Genomic DNA, 13,155 nt, shown 5'->3' on the forward strand with positions numbered 1-13,155 from the left:
GCGCGAATTCGACGATCCGCTCGGTCAGCGCCGTGTTCGCGTCGGCGGCGGCGTGATCGGCGCGCCGGGTGATCCGGCCGGTCGCCCACAACGCGCCGAGCAGCACCGGGACCCCGGCGAGCGCGGCGACGCCGAGCGGCCAAGCGATCGGCAGCAGGGCCAGCGCGACCGCGATCGGCAGCAGGACGGCGCCGAGGAGCGGGGTGAGCAGGTAGCCGACCAGGCCGACGAGATCGGGACCGGTCGCGGCGATGGCCTGGCGCGCGGTCTGCGTGTGTTCACTGTCCAACCAGGACAGTCTGACCTGGGTCAGATGCTCGGCGACGTCGTGCTGGGCGTGGTCCAGCACGCTGAAACCGAGTTCGAATCCGAGCCGCCCCACCACCGCGTCGACCGCCCAGCCCGCGGCCGTGGCGACGGCCAGCGCGCCCAGCCAGGGCAACGCTCCGGCGGGGTCCGCGCCGAACAGGGCGCCCACGAGCGGCACCAGCAGGACGACACCGGCCGCACGCAGCAGCACCGAAAGCACGGCGAGCACGAGGTAGCGACGGAACGCGCCGCGGCGTGCGGCGGGGATCAGGCCCAGCAAGGTGCGGATCACGCGGTCACCGCCGCGCCGGCTCCGGCCCGCCACAGACGGGTGTAGCGCCCGCCCGAAGCCAGCAGTTCTTCATGCGTCCCGCTTTCCGCGATCCTCCCGCGGTCGAGGACCACGATCCGATCGGCACCGGTGACGGTGTGCAGGCGGTGGGCGATGACCAGGACGGTCCGGCCCGCGGTGAGCCGGTCGAGCGCTTGTTGCACGAGGTACTCCGACTCGGGATCGGCGAAGGCGGTCGCCTCGTCGAGGACGAGGACTGGGGCGTCCGTGAGGATCGCGCGGGCGATGGCGACCCGCTGCCGTTCCCCGCCGGACAGCTGGGAACCGGCGCCGAGGATGGTGTCGTAACCCTGAGGAAGGCGCAGGATCCGCTCGTGGATCTGCGCGTCGCGGGCGGCGGTCACGATCCGCTCTTCGGTGGCGTCGGGGACGGCGAGCGCGATGTTCTCCCGCACGGTTCCGTGGACGAGTTGCGGATCCTGCAGCACGAACCCGACCCGGCCGTAGAGCTCGTCGGCGGCGAACGTGCGGATGTCGTGGCCGCCGACGCGGATCGCCCCTTCGGTCACGTCGTGGAACCGCGCGACCAGCGCGGCGAGCGTCGACTTCCCCGCTCCCGACGGGCCGACCAAGGCTGTCACCGTGCCGGGACGCAAGGTCAGGGAGACGTCCTCCAGCACGGGAACTCCGGTGCGGTAAGCGAATCCGACCTTGTCCAGTTCCACTGCCCCGGGCTCGACGTCCGCCGTGGTTTTGCGTTCCACTGTGGACAATTCGGGTTCGTCGAGGACGACCTGAATCCTTCGGGCGGCGAGCATCCCCTCACGAACACCGCCGAGTCCGTAGCCGATTCCCAGCAACCGTGCGCCGAAGCTGGTTCCCAGCAGCAGGAACGGGATCAGTGTCACCGGTTCCACACCGCCACCGACCACCATCAGCGTGCCGACGCCGGTGATCAGGAGCAGGAAGGTGGCGGGCCGGGTGGCGAAGTCCAGCATCGTCTTCTTGCCGGTGAGCGGCCGCTGCCAGTCGCCGAGGAACGCGATGTACTCGTCGAGCCGCCGGCGGAACGACGAGGCCGCCGCGCCGCCGAACACCCGGATCACCGGCTGCCCCTCCAGGTAGGCACCCGCTTCCCCGGCCATCCGCTCGGCCCACCGCATCGCCTCGCCGGTCTTGGGTCCCGATTGGACGACCATGATCGACGTGGTGACGAGGTACACCAGGATCGGGACGAGCAGGACGAGCGCAAGCCGCCAGTCCACCGCGAACAGGTAGGCCAGCACCGCGACCGGGGCGACGACGGCCGCCACCGCGTCGGGAACGGCGTGCGTGACGAGATAGTGGAGCGAAAGCGTGTCGCCCTGTACGAGTTTCGCGACCGTGCCGGAACCGCGCGCGGTGAACCAGCCGAGCGGCAGCCTCGCCAGCTTGCCCAGCAGACGTTGCCGCAGGTCGCGGGCGAACCGGGCGTCGGCCGCGTGCAGCCAGAGCACGACGGCGGACTCCAGCAGTGTTCCCGCCCCCAGCAGCACCAGCGCGGCGATCCCGGTCGCCCACAGCGAGGACTCCGCGGCGCCCGCGAGCAGTCGACGGACCAACTCGACCACCAGCACGAACGGCGCGAGCCGGACCAGCGTCACGAGGGCCTGCAGAACTCCGGCGATGATCAGCGTCGGCTTCAACGGGGCCAAGAGTCGTCCAGCCGCCTGCGCGCGCCACGCCCCCTTGGGCGCCGGTGTCTCCGGGATACTTTCCTTCGGAGCCGATTCCTCTTTGTTGCCACGGAAGGACCCCATCGCGCGGCCGTGGTACCAGTAGGCACGGCCGTACACTTCGGACTTCGGGAAGCCGAACGTCTCCTTCAAGCGGGTCTTCAGATGTTTGAAGGAACCGGCTTCCGTCGCGAGCCACGCGTGCCAGTCTGTCCAGTCACGCGTCTCGATCGCCGCCGCCAGCGAGGCCGCGTCGCGGCGCGGCACCCAGTGCACCCGTAGCCGAGGATGCTCGCCCAGCGGGATCAGGCGGTCGGTCTCGTCGTGCTCTTCGAGATACACCTCGACGGGAACGTCGGCCGGGACCACTTCGAGGATCGCGTTGATCGCCGGGATCGAGGCGGAATCGCCGATCAGCAGGTAGCCGGCGGGGAGCTCGTCGGGGACCGAGAAGGACGAAGAACCCAGGGACATCACCGGAACCGTCGCCCCCGGCCGCGCCTCCCGTGCCCACCGCGACGCGGGACCGGCGGGCTCGTGGAGGACGACGTCGACCGCGAACGTCCCGGCCTCCGGGTCCGCCTCGGTGAGCGTGTACGCACGCTGGAATTCGGCCGGACCGCCTTCGGGGTCCGGGAACCAGAACCGGAGCCACGCCGTCGGCGCGACGACGACGTCCTCGAACAGCGTCGGCGAGGCGAACCGGAGCCGCACGAATCGCGGCGTTATCTCTTCGGTCCCGACGACGGTGGCTTCGTGGTCTCTGCCACCGAAGCCCCGCATCATCGCGCCTTGGAACCCGCGCGCCATCACACACCCTCTCCGGTGGACGCCAGATCGGCCACCATCTCGGCGACCGGCCTGCCCGGCGGGCAGGACCCGATCAGCCCGCGGATCGCCGCGGTCAGCAACAGCCGCACATACTCGGGCCGCGGTAGCTGGGGCAACGCGGCGGACGGCGCGGCCAGCCGGTCGTCCCGCGACAACAGGTCGCGGACCGCCTGCCGCTCGCGGTCCAGCCCGTCGCCGTCGGTCTCCTCGGCCGCGATGCTGTTCTCCTCCGACGCGGTCATCGCGATGGTCAGCGACGCGACCGCCCCGCTGAGCACGATCGCCCCGTCGGTGCCGTAACCACGACGGAGAAGCGCGTCGACCTCGGTGTTCAACAGCCGCTGCCCACCGTCGCCACGGGGGAACAGCAGCTGCAGGTAGGTCACCAGACCCGGGTGTTCCAGCACGAAACCCCGCATCTGCAGCGCGAAGGACAGCAGGTGCTGTTCGAGGTCGTGGGCAGGGTCGTCACGAAGCTCCAATTCGGCCAGGATGCTCTCCCCGACCAGCCGCTCGAGCCCCCATCGCCCATCGACATGCCGATAGAGGGCGGTCGCGGTCACCCCCAGCCGGACCGCGACCGCCTTGACACTGAGCCGCCGCATCCCGAGTTCGCGGCCGGCACGCAGGATGTCGTCCCTCGCGATCCTGGCCGGACGGCCACCGATCGACCTCGTACTCGACATCTCACCTCGCAGGTAGAAAGTTATACCGGGAAACTAAGGCTAGGCTTACCTGGAGTCAAGAGGCAGTTGGACCACGCCGCGAGGGACGACCGGAAGCGGCCATCGGATTGCGTGGCCACCCGCGATAAGTGCGATAGCGGTCGCGCAGTAGTCGACTCGCGACGACCAAATCACCCTTCTGGGTTATTCGGGCCACTTTTAAATGTGGCCTAAAATTACGAACACATGTTCGACATAGTTTGGTATTCTTGGGGTGTGTCCGAGACGACGTTCGTTCCCGAGTTGCCGCAGGAACTGTGGCACGCTGGCAAGCTGGAGCTTGCTCATGGCGTGCAGCAGTTCTTGCAGCTGATGCGGGTCGCCTCTGCTGGTCTGGGCCGGTATCTGGCGGAGATCGAGTCTCGGGGCTGTAAGGATTTGTATGGGTATGGGACGACGTTGGCGTGGTTCGCCGATGTCGCCGGATTGTCTCAGACTGAGGCGCGTCCGTATGTGAATCAGGCGATCGATCTGAATCCCACGCGTGCCTTGGACGGCCGTGAGGTTCCCGCGTTCGCGCCCGCGACGGCTGCCGCGGCGGCGGACGGTGCGATCGGGCAAGAGCGGATCAAGCAGATCTTGGGGATCTTGAGAGAGATCCCGGCCGAGGTGCCTGCCGAGGATCGTGGGTTCGCTGATACGAGGCTCGCCGATCTCGCTCGGACTGCGGGCCCCAGTCAGGTCTCGGAGCTGGGGAACACCCTGCTGGGCTTGCTGGATCCCGACGGTGCCGAGCCGAAGGATCCCGAACCCGCGCAGCCGCGTCGTGAACTCACCGTGGAACGGCGTAAAGACGGCTTCTGGAAGATCAAGGGCCTTCTTGACGATGAACTCGGGGCCCGGACGGCGGCTGCGCTTGAGGCTTATGCGAAGCCTCGCCCGGTCGATGAGTTCGGCCAGGCCGACTTCCGCACGAAAGCGGAACGCCAGGGTGACGCGTGGGCGGAACTGCTGGATTTGGCGATCGCGTGCCCGGATCAGCCGGGCACCAGCGGCTACCGGACCCTGATCCACGTGACCGTCGGTCTTGACGAGTTGAAGACCGGGATCGGGAAAGCCTGCCTGGACTATGTCGGGGAGATGACCGCCCGCCAAGCGCGGATGGCCGCCTGCGACTGTCTCATGCTGCCCGTCGTACTGAACGCCGCCGGAGAACCCCTTGATGTGGGGCGCCTCCGACGGTTCGTCACACCCGGCCAGCGGCGTGCGTTGAACATCCGCGACGGGGGTTGTGCGTTCCCGGGTTGTCATCGGCGGCCGAAGAACTGTCACGCACACCATATTCATCACTGGGCAGACGGCGGACGCACCGATCTCCGGAATCTGGTCCTGCTGTGCGGTTTTCATCATCGGTTGATTCATCACGGTGAGTGGGAGGTGCGGATGGCGGCCGATGGGTTGCCGGAGTTCATCCCGCCCCAGTATCGGGATCCGTTACGAAGTCCCCGGCGCAACACCCTCCACCGCGCCGCAGCGTGACCGCAGGAACCGAAGAGCCCGCCACCGAACCGGCGACGGGCCCTTCGGCATGCCCATGGTCCGGGATTGACGGATGCCCATCGCCCCTGTGTGTTCTCAGGGTCGTTTTGTCTGATCGGCCGGGGTTACGTGGGGCGTGCGGGTCCTGCACGTCGTGGGCGATCGTCGAAGAGCTGAGCTGGGTGCCGTTGGTGTTGGTTCCAGAAGGTGAGCCCGGAAGGTCTTTGGAGGGCGCGGGGAGGAGCGGTTCTGGTTGAACGTTCCTGGTCTTCGGTCTGTGGCACAGCAAGGTCGGTGTCACGGTTTTGCCTGCGACGGTGGTAGCCGTCAGGCGGTCGGGGACGTGCGGGGATTTGTGGCGTGACCGTCCCCGGACGATCGTCGTATCCGGAGTCTCTTCTGCCCGCATGGCCACGGGGCGACCGGCCCGCTGAAGGATGGTCAAGCCGTCCGGGATCCATCGCGAAGCAGATCCTCGGTCAGGACTGTGCGTGAGGGCAGTCCCAGTTTGCGCAGTGCCCGTCCGATGTGGATCTCGACCGTGCGCGGGGACAGGAAGAGCCGCTCGCCGATTTCCCGGTTGGTGAGGTTCTGCGCGGCGAGCCGGGCGACCTCGAGTTCTCTGGGGGACAACGTTTCCCCGTAGCCTTTGCGACCGCGCCGGGGCATCTCCGGATCACACCGCCGCAGCGACCGGCGGCACCGGAGCGCGTCAACGGCGGCGCCGAGACTCGCGTACGCCGTCTCCGCGGTGGTGAGCGAGCCGACGGCGCGTTCCCGCTCCCCCGCTTCGGCGAAGCAGCCGGCCGCGAGTTCGTCGGCGTAGGCGGCGAAATACGGGAGAGGCAAGGCGTAGTAGGCCTTCGCAGCGCCGAGCAGCAACTCTCCGGCGGGGAGGGTCTCCCCGCGAGCCTGGGTGAGCAGGCCCCGGCACAGCAGTGCCGCCGCGTTCGCGAGCGGCGCGTCTTTACCGTCGATGCCCTGCCGGTACTCCGCGAGCAGTTCCCTGGCTTCGACGAGCTGTCCCAGCCCGAGCATGGTGCGGATGGCGAACGGCATCAGTTCCGCCGCCCAGACCCAATTGGTCTTGCGGCGCACCGTTTCCAGACCGTATTCGGCGAGCCGCCGGGCGGCCCGCAGATCCTTGCCCGCCTGGTGGACGGCGACGCGGCCCGCGTAGGCGGAGGTCTGGACCGGGACGCTGCCCGCGGAAAGTGCGAACGCCGCGTCGAAACTGCGCAGCGCCGCCGACGGCCGGTGCTGTCCGTACTCGTACCAGCCGAGTACCAGCAACGGTTCCGCGGCCAGTGAGCTGTCGTCGTGGACCCGCGTCAGCATCGCACGCGACTTCTCGACGAGGACCGACCATTCCCCCATCGCGAGATCCAAGCGCAGTTCCGTACCGTCGGCCAAGGCGTCCAGATACGGCTGGTGGTCGTCGCGAATCAGCCGTCGTGCGGTCGCGAGATAGCTGCGCGCCACCGGATAGTGGCCGTTCCACGCCACCGCGTCAGCCAGATTGATGTAGGCGCGGGCGACCTGGCGGCAGACCTCGGCGGATTCGGCCGCCCTCGGCAGGGACGCGACCTCGTGCCAGGCCTCGGGATCGGCGACCTGCATCCGCGCGGCCAGCCGGTTCCCGGTGATCGCGGCCAGCACTTCGGCGTCCTGCTCGCCTTTGCTGACCTGTTCGGCCTGTTCGAGCCAGCGGAAGTTCTCCTCGACCGGCTCCAGGCCGATATGCGGCAGCGCCAGCGTGACCAGTCCCCTGGCGAGCAGCGCCTGCCGCCTGCCGAGATCCGCCGCGCCCAGTTCGATCTCCAGCCTGCCCGCCTCGACCTTGCCCGCCTGATTGACCAGCACCCGGCCGAGGTTGACCCGGATCTCGCCGCGCGCGGCCTTGCTCAGCGGCCATTCGCGCAGGATCTCCCGCAGCAGCCGGACCGTGCCGGCGTGGGCGATACCGCGTGGCAGTTCCCGGCCGAGGCGGACGGCGAACGACTCGCGCGCGATCCGCGGTAGTTCCGGGTCCCGCAAGGCGGCTTCGAGCAGGCGGCTCGCTTCCTCGGTCCGGCCGTCCTCGATGGCGTTGTCGACGGCGGCTCCCGTCCAGTTCGTCCACAGGGCGAGATCGCCCGCGAGCCGCGCGTGCCGGGCGACGAGGGACGCGACGGGTTCGTCTCCGGAGGCGAGTCGTGCGGCCGCGCGACCGTGCATCGCACACCGCCGAGGGCCGGGCAGCAGCGCGTAGACCGCTTCCGCGATCAGCGGGCTTCCCGGGACGTACCGGCCGCAACCGAGATCCCGCAGCAGTCCCGTTTCCACCGCTTCCGTGACCGCGGCGGAGATGTCGTCCACGGACGACACCGTGCCCAGGTCCGCTTCCCCGCCCGGGGATCCCAGGACCGCGGCCGCACGCACGACGTCCCGCGCGACCGGGCCGAGTGCCTCCATCAATTCGGCGACGCGGTCCCGCACGATCGGCGGGACGGCGGCGGTCGCCGCCCTGTCCGCCGAAAGCGGGCCGTCGAGGCTCCGCGCCAGCGCGGTCAGATCGACCGCGATCCCGGCCGTCCGCCGGTGCACGGCTTCCGCCAGTTCCGGTGCGCAGCGGCCGAAAGAGGTTTCCAGCAGCGTCCGCACCTCGACGACGGTGAACGCCGAAAGCGAGACATGTGCGGTGATTCCGCGCAGCGATGGGAACCTCCGCGTACCGCACGCCACCGAACCGACCACCACGCTCAACGACGGCGAAGGGGACGCCGCGAGCGCGCGCAGGAACTCCCACGTGTCGTCGTCGGCCGCGTGGACGTCGTCGAGGACGAGGACCGCCGGACCGCAGCCGGCCAGGACCTCCCGCACCGCGCGGAACTCCTGCTGCCGGATCGTGCCGGCGTCCACGCCCTCCGGGAACGGCGGCAGCCATGGCGACCATTCCGGGATCAGCCGCCGCAGGACACCGGTCACCGGCGAGAAGCCGGACGCGTGGGCGGCGGCGAGGTCGCTCTTCGCCAGCAGTGCGTCGACCAGAGGTGCCAGCCGGCAGGGGCGGGCGAAGGAACCACAACGGGCGGACCAGACCACGCGCGACGCGATCCGGGGATGGGCCGTCAGTTCTTCGAGCAGACGGCTCCGGCCCACACCCGGTCCGCCCTCGACGACGGCGACCGAGGGCGGGCTCGTGGTGACGCGCACCAGTTCGGCCAGTTCGGCGTCGCGGGCCACGAACACCGGTGCCGCACCGATCGTCGGCATGCTCGGGACCATACCGATCGGACACCCGCCGAAAGGCGGGAACACGAACAGTGACCGGCGTATGGACCTTTTCCGCTGGTCCACACCTTTGGAGTCACTGCCTTCCGACGCGGTTAACTCGTTCGGTCGACGTCGACCTGCGGGGAGCCCGGAGTTACGTAGGTAATACGGACCCTTAGGTATTGCCGCGCACCTTGCCACCGATGCCACTTGCGGGTGAATCTCATTCTGTTCGCAGTACCCCTCGGTTACATCGTCACAGAGCTAGTCGTTCGCTCGTGCCGGACGGTCGCCCGCTCGGGTAGCCGGATCTCTCTCGTCTCTTCAGGGTCGCCGACGGCGCGCGCTCCCGCTTCGACCATCCAGTTAGGAGTGTTCCGACGGTGAAGACCTCATTCAGGCGCGGGCTGGCCACGGCCTGCGCCGGTGTCGCCGCGATGGTCGCCCTGCAGGCGCCCGCTTCCGCGGTACCCGCCACGACGGCGGCCACCACCATCCCGATCACCATGCAAGCCCAGCAGAAGAGCAACTGGTGCTGGGACGCCAGCGGCAACACCATCGCCGCCTGGTGGGGTCACTCCCTGACCCAGACGAAGTTCTGCCAGGTCGCGCACAACGAGTCCGGTTCGGACTGTGCGAACAACCAGGGCTATCTCTCGGACCAGCAGCGCGTGTTCCGGTGGCTCGGGTTCAGCAACGTCGGCAGCTACAACTCGTCGGGCCAGACGCTGAGCTTCGCCACCATCAAGAGCCAGGTCGACGCCAGGCAGCCGATCGGCACCCGGATCGGCTGGCGCAACGGTGGCGGCCACATGCACGTGCTCTACGGCTACGACAACACCAATGGCGCGACGACGGTCTACTACGGCGACCCGTGGGGTTCCAGCCCCCGGTACAACCAGATGAGCTACAACGCCTACCGGTCCAACAACTCGTTCACCTGGACCCACACCGTCTACGGGATCAAGGACTGAAACCATGAAGCGAACCTTCCTCAGCGCCACGATCCTGGCCATCGGACTGTCCCTCGCCCTGGGCGGGCAGGCTTCCGCCGCGGAATCGCCCAGCGGCGCGCCCTCGGCCGCCGACCTCGCCGCGGTGTCCACAGTGGTCACCAGCGACGCGACCAGCCAGCGCCTCGCCAAGGCGGTGTTCCCCGGTGCGGCCAAGGCGGACACGGCCGTCGCGGCCAGAACCGCCAAGGCGGACCCCCGCACGTCGGTCGCGGTCTACCAGCCGACAGCGGCGTTCATCGCCGGCACCTCGGCCGTGCCGGCGGCACTCGCCTACGTCGCCACTCCCGCCACCTTGGGCAACGGCGACGCGGCGACCGTGTGGTCCCAGCGCGAAGGCTCCGGCTGGTCGGTCTACAACGTCGCCTCCGGTGACGTCGAACAACGCTTCGCCGCGCAGACCGGCAAGGGCTACCTCCTGAGCGAACCGCAGGCCGGTGCCTGGTACGCCGTCGACGGGAACACCGTGACCGTCCTCGATGGATCGTCCGTCGCGAAGACCGGCGAGAAGATGACGCTCGCCGCCTACCGCGAAGCCCTGCAGAGCCGCTACGGCGACAAGCTGCCCGGCTCGACCTACGACCGCACCGGCGCTGCCGGCGGTTACGGTGCCTCGCCGGTGGGCGACACCTCGGTGCCGTGGTGGCCTTACGCGATCGGTGCGGTCTTCCTCGCCGCGGCGGGCGCGGCCGTCACCTTCCGGCTCCGCCGTCAGTGAGCTCGTAGGCAGGGTCGTGAGTGGCGATTCGGGTTAGAACCCGAATCGCCACTCACGACCCACCTAGGCGAAGGTGTAGTCCTCGATGGGGAAACTCCCCGCCTCTCGGATGGCGTTCAGGGTCGAGGACGGGCGGAGCAGGGTCGCTTCGCCGTGCGGGTTGAAGTAGTAGCTGTTGGCCGGGGCGCAGTTCCCGAGGGTGAAGATCGAGTCGCCGAGGCGTTCGGTCATCCGGTCGAGGAACGCGTCGTTCGCCTCTCGCGTGACCTCGAACTCGGTCGCGCCGCGTCGTCGCATCGCGCCGAACAGCCGGTCCATATGGCGCATCTGCGTCTCGATGGTGGTGAAATAGGACAGCCCCGAGTAGGAATACGGGCTGTTGAGCGAGATGAAGTTGGGGAACTTCGGGATCGCGACGCCCTCGTAGGCCTGGAAACGGTTCTCGCGCCACCACTTCCCGAGGTCGCGGCCACCGCGTCCGATGATCTCGACCGCCGGGAAGTTGGCCTCCCACAGGTCGAATCCGGTCGCCAGCACCAGGACGTCGATGTCCCGCCGCTCGCCGTCGGCGGTCTCGATGCCGGTCTCGTCGATCCGCGCGATGGACGTCGTCTCCAGGTGGACGTGGTCCTTGGTGAACGCCGGGTAGTACTCGTTGGAGAACGTCGGCCGCTTGCAGCCGAACGAATAGCGCGGGGTCAATTCCGCGCGCAGTCCCGGATCGCGCACCTGACGGCGCAGATGTGCCCGGCACCACAGCTTTCCGAGCCGGTTCGCCATCGGGAGTTGCTTGTAGTGCAGCACTCCGGAGACCATCATCAGTTCCAGCAGCGCGGTCCCGGTCAGCCGGGCGACCCGTTGCGTGAGCGGCACGGCGGCGAACGCGCGCCGGACGGCCTTGGGCACCGGGAAGTCCAGTTTGGGACTCACCCAGATCGGGGTCCGCTGGTACACGGTGAGTTCCCGCGCCACCTTCGTGATCTCGGGGATCAGCTGGACCGCGGTCGCGCCGGTGCCGATGACCGCCACGCGTTTGCCCGCGAGGTCGTAGTCGTCGTCCCAGGCGGTGGTGTGGATGATCTTGCCGCCGAAGGTGTCGATCCCGGCGATATCGGGTTTCTTGGGCTGGGAAAGGAATCCGGTCGCGGTGAGGAGGTACTTCGCGGTGACGGGTTCGGCACCGGCGCGGGAGACCGTCCAGTGCGCGTTCGTCTCGTCCCAGACGGCGCCGGTGACCACGGTGCCGAATCGCATGTAGCGCCGCAGCCGGTACTTGTCGGCGACGTGTTCGGCGTAGCGCTTGAGTTCCGCGCCCGGGGCGAACAGCCGCGACCAGTGCGGATTCGGTTCGAACGAGTACGAGTAGGTGGCCGACGGGATGTCGACGGCCAGCCCGGGATAGCGGTTCACATGCCAGGTCCCGCCGAGATCGGACTCGCGTTCGAGGATGAGCAGGTTGTCGTAGCCGAGCCGGTTGAGCTGGATCGCCGCGCCCATCCCGCCGAAACCGGCCCCGACGACGACGGCGTCGTACTGCGCGTTCATGCGTTTTCCTCCCGGTGGGTGTCCTGGTCGAGGCGGGCGCGATAACCGGCTCGCTCCGGCGAGTCGGGGCGCAGGGCCCGGTCGTCCCGCATGAGGCGGCGGAACGCGTTGAGCGCGGGTTCGGGCGTCACGCCGGCGAGGCTCGCGAGCGCGCCGACGTAGCCGGGCACGGCGATCTCCGCGGCGCGGGTGCGGACGGAATCCACGACGGCGTCGGCGATCCGGCCCGGTTTCACCTTGGGGATCGGCCGCATGTCCAGTCCGGACGCGAGCGCGGTGTCGACGGCGGACGGCAGCACGGCGGAGACGCTGACGCCGTGGGTCGCGTACTCCAGCCGGGTCGCCGCGGTCAGCCCGACGACGGCGAACTTGCTGGCGTTGTAGATCGCGAGCCCCTTGACGGGGAACTTCCCGGCCAGCGACGCGACGTTGACGATATGCCCGCGACCGCGTTCCAGCATGCCGGGCAGGGCCAGCCGCATCCCGTGGACGACGCCGAAGACGTTGACCTCCATGGTCGCCCGGTTCAGCGCTTCGGAGAGGTCGAGGAAGCCGCCGTTGGGCATGATCCCGGCGTTGTTGACGAGCACCGCCAGCGGTCCGTTCGCCTGCTCGGCCTCGCCGAGGAAGGCGGCGAAAGACGCGGGATCGGCGACGTCGAGGTGGTGCGCGGTCCCGCCGATGTCGGTGGCGGTGCGTTTGGCGGCTTCGAGGTCGAGATCGCCGATGGACACCCGCGCGCCGCGGGCGGCCATCCGTTCCGCGGTCGCGCGGCCGATGCCTTGCCCCGCACCGGTGATCGCCACATGCGCGCGAGCGAGATCGAGGACCGGGTACTTGCTCATGCGCGCACTCCCTCTCGTTCGAACGCCCCGGCGACCAGATCCGGCGCCGTCCTCAGCGCGGTGGCGAGCACGTGCTCTCGCCGCCGTCCGTCCATGAAGTTCGCGCCCATGGCGGCGAGGTCGGCCGGTCCCGGCTCGATCCGGACCACCCGGACGCCCGACGCGCGCAGCCGTCGCGTCTCGTCGTCCACGCGCCGCGTCATGGCCGTCCGCAGCAGGCGTTCCAGCCGGACCGGTCCCCGCGCGGGTGCCCCGCCCTCGCTGCTCATCGGCGCGATCAGGACGACCTCGCCGACGTCGTGGCCGAGCAGGAGATCGGCCGAAGTCGGGGAAACGGTTCCACCGTCGACGAGCGGACGTCCATCCACAAGGGACGGCGGGAACCAGCCGGGGATCGCCCACGACGCGGCGATCGCCTCGCCGAGCCG

At 69.2% G+C, this 13,155-nt stretch carries 9 protein-coding genes and 1 pseudogene; 3 read left to right on the forward strand and 7 right to left on the reverse strand.

Annotated elements, in window-relative coordinates:
- The 3 genes and pseudogenes from H5J31_RS38160 to H5J31_RS38170 form a co-directional block, all read right to left on the reverse strand.
- Positions 1 to 601: pseudogene (locus H5J31_RS38160) on the reverse strand (iron ABC transporter permease); the annotation flags it as partial.
- Positions 598 to 3,126 (reverse strand): ABC transporter ATP-binding protein/permease, encoded by a 2,529-nt coding sequence (locus tag H5J31_RS38165; RefSeq protein ID WP_181777524.1) that lies wholly within the window; start codon positions 3,124 to 3,126, stop codon positions 598 to 600. The gene H5J31_RS38165 and the pseudogene H5J31_RS38160, both read right to left, overlap by 4 nt.
- Positions 3,126 to 3,833 (reverse strand): TetR/AcrR family transcriptional regulator, encoded by a 708-nt coding sequence (locus H5J31_RS38170; protein WP_181777525.1) that lies wholly within the window; start codon positions 3,831 to 3,833, stop codon positions 3,126 to 3,128. The genes H5J31_RS38165 and H5J31_RS38170 overlap by 1 nt, the downstream gene beginning before the upstream one ends.
- Positions 3,834 to 4,058: 225 nt before the next feature.
- Here H5J31_RS38170 and H5J31_RS38175 point away from each other — a divergent pair, with 225 nt between their 5' ends.
- A complete protein-coding gene (locus H5J31_RS38175) occupies positions 4,059 to 5,351 on the forward strand; it encodes an HNH endonuclease signature motif containing protein (protein ID WP_181777526.1) in 1,293 nt (430 codons plus the stop codon).
- A 441-nt stretch (positions 5,352 to 5,792) separates the two neighbouring features.
- On the opposite strand, the gene H5J31_RS38180 is transcribed toward H5J31_RS38175, so the two are convergent.
- A complete protein-coding gene (locus H5J31_RS38180) occupies positions 5,793 to 8,606 on the reverse strand; it encodes a LuxR C-terminal-related transcriptional regulator (protein ID WP_236005641.1) in 2,814 nt (937 codons plus the stop codon).
- Positions 8,607 to 8,989: 383 nt separating this feature from the next.
- Between H5J31_RS38180 and H5J31_RS38185 the strand changes: the two genes are divergently transcribed.
- Together H5J31_RS38185 and H5J31_RS38190 are read left to right on the forward strand one after the other, a co-directional pair.
- A complete protein-coding gene (locus H5J31_RS38185) occupies positions 8,990 to 9,580 on the forward strand; it encodes a papain-like cysteine protease family protein (RefSeq protein ID WP_181777528.1) in 591 nt (196 codons plus the stop codon).
- A 4-nt stretch (positions 9,581 to 9,584) separates the two neighbouring features.
- Positions 9,585 to 10,337, forward strand: a complete 753-nt coding sequence (locus H5J31_RS38190; RefSeq protein ID WP_181777529.1) for a hypothetical protein — start codon at positions 9,585 to 9,587, stop codon at positions 10,335 to 10,337.
- A gap of 63 nt (positions 10,338 to 10,400) precedes the next feature.
- Here the strand turns inward: H5J31_RS38190 and H5J31_RS38195 are convergent, their stop codons facing one another.
- The 3 genes from H5J31_RS38195 to H5J31_RS38205 form a co-directional block, all read right to left on the reverse strand.
- On the reverse strand, positions 10,401 to 11,882 hold the full coding sequence (locus tag H5J31_RS38195) for a flavin-containing monooxygenase (protein ID WP_181777530.1): 1,482 nt from the start codon (positions 11,880 to 11,882) through the stop codon (positions 10,401 to 10,403).
- The gene (locus H5J31_RS38200) at positions 11,879 to 12,727 is read right to left on the reverse strand and encodes an SDR family oxidoreductase (RefSeq protein WP_181777531.1); all 849 of its coding nucleotides are present in this window, start codon (positions 12,725 to 12,727) and stop codon (positions 11,879 to 11,881) included. The genes H5J31_RS38195 and H5J31_RS38200 overlap by 4 nt, the downstream gene beginning before the upstream one ends.
- Positions 12,724 to 13,155: patatin-like phospholipase family protein (locus H5J31_RS38205; protein ID WP_328701722.1), on the reverse strand; the 432-nt coding region annotated here is incomplete at its 5' end. The genes H5J31_RS38200 and H5J31_RS38205, both read right to left, overlap by 4 nt.

Source organism: Amycolatopsis pittospori, from assembly GCF_013870525.1.
Classification (GTDB): Bacteria; Actinomycetota; Actinomycetes; order Mycobacteriales; family Pseudonocardiaceae; genus Amycolatopsis; species Amycolatopsis pittospori.